The 4,392-nt window shown below is 40.8% G+C and carries 5 protein-coding genes; 2 read left to right on the top strand and 3 right to left on the bottom strand.

The features are described 5' to 3' along the window. A partial coding sequence (djlA, locus tag H5072_RS12610; RefSeq protein ID WP_182693712.1) for a co-chaperone DjlA occupies positions 1 to 753 on the top strand: 753 nt, incomplete at its 5' end. On the opposite strand, the gene H5072_RS12605 is transcribed toward djlA, so the two are convergent. The 3 genes from H5072_RS12605 to rsuA form a co-directional block, all read right to left on the bottom strand. Then, positions 736 to 1,686, bottom strand: a complete 951-nt coding sequence (locus H5072_RS12605) for a DUF3530 family protein (protein ID WP_182693711.1) — start codon at positions 1,684 to 1,686, stop codon at positions 736 to 738. The two genes, djlA and H5072_RS12605, sit on opposite strands and share 18 nt — an antisense overlap. Before the next feature lie 81 nt (positions 1,687 to 1,767). Beyond that, on the bottom strand, positions 1,768 to 2,421 hold the full coding sequence (gene rluA / locus H5072_RS12600) for a bifunctional tRNA pseudouridine(32) synthase/23S rRNA pseudouridine(746) synthase RluA (RefSeq protein WP_182693710.1): 654 nt from the start codon (positions 2,419 to 2,421) through the stop codon (positions 1,768 to 1,770). A 386-nt stretch (positions 2,422 to 2,807) separates the two neighbouring features. Next, a complete protein-coding gene (gene rsuA, locus H5072_RS12595; protein ID WP_138488517.1) occupies positions 2,808 to 3,506 on the bottom strand; it encodes a 16S rRNA pseudouridine(516) synthase RsuA in 699 nt (232 codons plus the stop codon). A 59-nt stretch (positions 3,507 to 3,565) separates the two neighbouring features. Between rsuA and zapE the strand changes: the two genes are divergently transcribed. After that, positions 3,566 to 4,392 (top strand): cell division protein ZapE (zapE, locus tag H5072_RS12590; RefSeq protein WP_182693709.1); only part of this gene is annotated, 827 nt, incomplete at its 3' end.

The raw sequence follows: 4,392 nt of genomic DNA, 5'->3' as shown, positions 1-4,392 counted from the left end.
GATAAAGCAGGCGGTTTTTCTAGCTTATTTAGTGGTGACGATGTTCACGAGCGCCAAGCTTTATTCTTTTCAAGTTGCTTTGCTGTCATGGGGCACATTGCAAAATCGAATGGCCGAGTGAGCGAAATACACATAAAAGCGGCTAACTTGTTCATGGACGAAATGGGCTTAAAGGGCGAAGAACGCCGCGAAGCACAACATGCATTTCAGTCAGGTAAAGAGGGCGACTTTTCACTTAAAGAAACCGTACACGATTTTAAAGAACGCTTTGCTAAACGAAACGATCTAATACAGTTGTTTTTAGAAATACAAATACAAATGGCGTTTTCTGACGGGGTATTAGCCGAACAAGAAAAGCAATTATTAGCAGAAGTAAGTAAACAGCTAGGCATTTCTAAAACACACTTTGCATTTGTATTAAAACGTTATCAAGCTGAGTTTAACTTTAGAAAGCAACAACAGCGCTTTAATCAACAGCAACAAAGCCAAGGTCAAAGTAGTAGTTACCGTGAGGGTTCTGGCCATCATGTACCGCCAAATAATAATATGAACCGTGCGCAAGCATTGGCGTTATTAGGCTTAAATAGCGATGCAACGCAGCGTGATATAAAAGTAGCGTACCGCAAACTTATGTCGCAACATCATCCAGATAAATTAGTATCGCAAGGCTTACCAAAGCACATGATGGAATTGGCAGTTAAAAAGAGCCAAGATATTCAAGCCGCTTATGAGTATTTAAAAAAGTCGGCGTAAAAACCCGTCTATTTCTTTTGTTAGGCGTGCGTGTTGACCAGGTTGATCGCGCAGGCCAAACAATTGGCGTTGGCGGTAATCAAATTTTGCATTTCGGTTAACCCAGCGCTGACGATTTTTAAGGCTCATTAAAATGTCTGTGCTGTCATTTGCATAGTAAATATCAAGCAAGGCGGGTGTAACAAGTGACGCTGTTTGGCTCAAATTTTCGTTACGTTTAGTATTAGGTAAGTAACTGCTTAAACTTATAAACGCATCTAGTCTCTCATCTGGAAAATCTGCATAGTACTCCAACAACACACCCGCACTTGTGCCTTGTGCAATAACCACTATATTACTCGAATCTTCCATAGCGGTTTGATACAGCGCATTAAACCGAGAAATGAGATTTATTTTATAGTCATCAAGTATGTCGTCAGTTACTTTTTCAATTGGATTAACGTAATGAGGTTCTTCTTTTATTTTTGCAGGCTGTGATTGTGCGTTTGTTGCTGTGCCGGGTGATGCAGGCTCATCGGCTTTACTAGGCGCTGTTTCTGCTTCATTAGGCGTAGCTTTGGCCATTTTACTTGCTTGCCAGTCAATGTCGGGTACTGTCATTGCGTAGGTGCTGTAACCTAAATTATTAAGCTCTTTACGCAAGTAGCTCATACCTGAATTATTGGTAGGTGAAGAGTGCCAATCGGGTATAAGTATTACGATACCTCTAAAATTACTACTCATATACTCGCTGTAAAGGCTTAAAAATTCTGTTTCACCCGCTAATATTGGCTTTATTTCATCACTTGGCAGTAGTCGCTCAATGTCGCTATTTTCAATATTTGATAAACTAGGTGGGGCAATATGTTCAGCCGCGTAGGCGGGGTTAGCTAAAAGTAGGGCACAGCTGAGCTGTATATAAAAAGCCCTTTTTAAAAACCGTGTAAATAGCATAACGCACCTAACTAATGACAATTAGTTAGGTATCGGCAAGGTTATCTAAAAGTTTAATAATTTACGAAGTATTTGAGCCAGTTAAAATTCAGGTTCGGCTTCAAAAGTAAGTACTTGCTCAGTGGTTGGGTGCTTCAACTGCAGCATTTGAGCATGTAACTGTAAGCGAGGAGCTGCAGCAAGTGCCTCTTTGTGGGCGTAAAGCCTGTCACCTAAAATAGGATGACCCAGGCTTAACATATGCACACGTAACTGATGCGAGCGACCAGTTATGGGGGTTAGCTCTACACGGGTTGCATTTTCTTCACGCTCAAGTATTTTAAAATGCGTAAGTGAAGGTTTACCTCTGTCGTGATCAACCATTTGTTTAGGGCGATTAGGCCAATCACAAATAAGGGGTAAATCTACTGATCCTGTTTCAGCTTCAAGATGTCCGAATATACGTGCTATGTAACGTTTAGCTGTTTCGCGCTCTTGAAACTGCATACTTAAATGTCTGTGCGCTGCTTTATTCATGGCAAGGCACAGTATGCCAGAAGTCGCCATATCTAAGCGGTGCACTATTCTTGCTGTTGGAAAAACACGATTAACACGATTAATTAAGCTGTCGGCATGTTTAGGATCTTTACCTGGGACAGTTAATAACTCACTTGGTTTATTAACTATCAGTAAGTCGTCATCCTGAAAAAGTATCGTTAAATACGGACTCATAGGGGGATTGTAGTTAACTAACACGGCCGACCTTAGTAATTTTGAAGGGCGCTATTTTAGTAGAGCAAGCCAACAGGCTCAAGTAAAAGTTTGGCTATATTGTTTTAGTTAGGGCGTGTTGAACGTTGGTGGTTGAATTTGCAGTAGTATGTTTGGTTTTTAGGCAAGGCAGAGCCTATGTAGTGTGGTTATTCCCCATAATTAGGCGATAACGCAGCATAAATGCCAAACATGCTCTGCCCTTTGGGTTCTTTCTAGGGGAGATTAACTCTTTGTTGCTCGATTTTTACTTAGCCCACTAGGTTACAAACCTCGCGCCGCGATTAAATCGCCCCTAGATTGAACAAATTTCAATCCACAAAGCTCAACACGCCCTAGTATATCCAAACTTAGGCTCCTTTAAAGCGCTTTTATAACTTAATTTCTTCGGGTGTTAATAATCGATATTCACCACTGGCCAAGTTTTCATCTAGGGTAATCCCCGCAATCTGCTCGCGATGTAACTCAACCACTTTGTTATCTACCGCGTAAAGCATACGCTTAACTTGATGATACTTTCCTTCACTTATTGATAAACGCAGTCCGTAATTAGCAAGTCGTTCGGCAATAGCTGGGCGGGTTAAATCTTTTTCGTTATGCAGCATGACGCCTGTACGTAATTGCTCAAGTGCTTCATCGGTAATAGGCTCTTGAGTTTCTACTAGGTAGGTTTTAAATTTATTGCTTTTAGGCGACGTAATTTTATGTGACCAATCGCCATCATTAGTAATAATAACTAACCCGGTGGTATCTATATCAAGGCGACCTGCTACGTGAAAGTCGCTCATATTTGGCTCATCAAGTAAGTCAAAAACAGTTTTATGAAGCTCGTCACTGTTGGCACATACATAGCCAACAGGTTTATTTAGCATGTAATAGCGCTTACCTAAAAATACCAAAGGCGTACCTTGGTGCAGTACTTCATCTTGCTGGGCTAGCTGAAAATTATGTGATGTGATTACTTCGCCATTAACGCTTACTTCTTTTCGCTTAATACTGGCGCGAGCTTGCGTGCGCGGTATTTCAGCTAAGTGGCTAATAAATTTATCTAAGCGGCAAGGGAATTTCATTTTGGTTCACATTTTTAGTCGGCTACAATGGGCGCGATTATAGCCGATAGTGAAATACCATGACAGTGCACAGCACACAAATTTTAAGCCTTTACCAAGCAAAAATAGACACAGGTGAACTGTGTTTTGATGCTGCGCAGCAAAATGCGGTGGAAGCTTTAAATACGCTAAGCGAGCAACTTCAAGCTCACACATCATGGTGGCAAAAAGCGCCCTTAATAAAAGGCATTTATTTATATGGACCCGTAGGGCGCGGTAAATCCATGTTAATGGATTTATTTTATAAAAACCTACCTATTGAGCAAAAGCAGCGACTGCATTTTCATCATTTTATAGCACAAGTGCATACCCAACTTTCGCAGCTACAAGGTCAAAAAAATCCACTCATTCTAATTGCAAAACAGTGGGCTAAAAATATTCGAGTACTGTGTTTTGACGAATTTTTTGTGAGCGACATTGGCGATGCCATGATTATGGCCAGATTGTTCAATGCGTTGTTTGAACAAGGTGTTGTGCTGGTGGCCACATCGAACGCAAAGCCAGAGCAGCTTTATTACAACGGCCTACAACGGGCGCGATTTTTACCTACTATCGATTTAATTAATAACCATTGCCATATAATTAACGTGGCAGGGGAGGACGATCACCGCTTTAGATATGGTAAAAACAGTCGTCACTATTTTATTAATTTACCTAAACACGATTTTAAAAATGAGTTTTTAGCTTCGTATCCAGTAGTAACATGTAGCAATACAATTACTGTGCATGGCCGCGATTTACCCTATTTATTAAAAGCAGATAATGCCTTGATGATTGATTTTATGGCGTTATGCTCAGGCCCGCGTAGTGCTAACGATTATATGTTTTTAGCAACCAAATTTGATGT

The organism is Pseudoalteromonas sp. SR45-5, assembly GCF_014163565.1.
GTDB classification, from domain to species: Bacteria; Pseudomonadota; Gammaproteobacteria; order Enterobacterales; family Alteromonadaceae; genus Pseudoalteromonas; species Pseudoalteromonas distincta.
The sequence above is the reverse complement of the archived record's forward strand: the minus strand, read 5'-3'. Positions and strand labels throughout refer to the sequence as shown.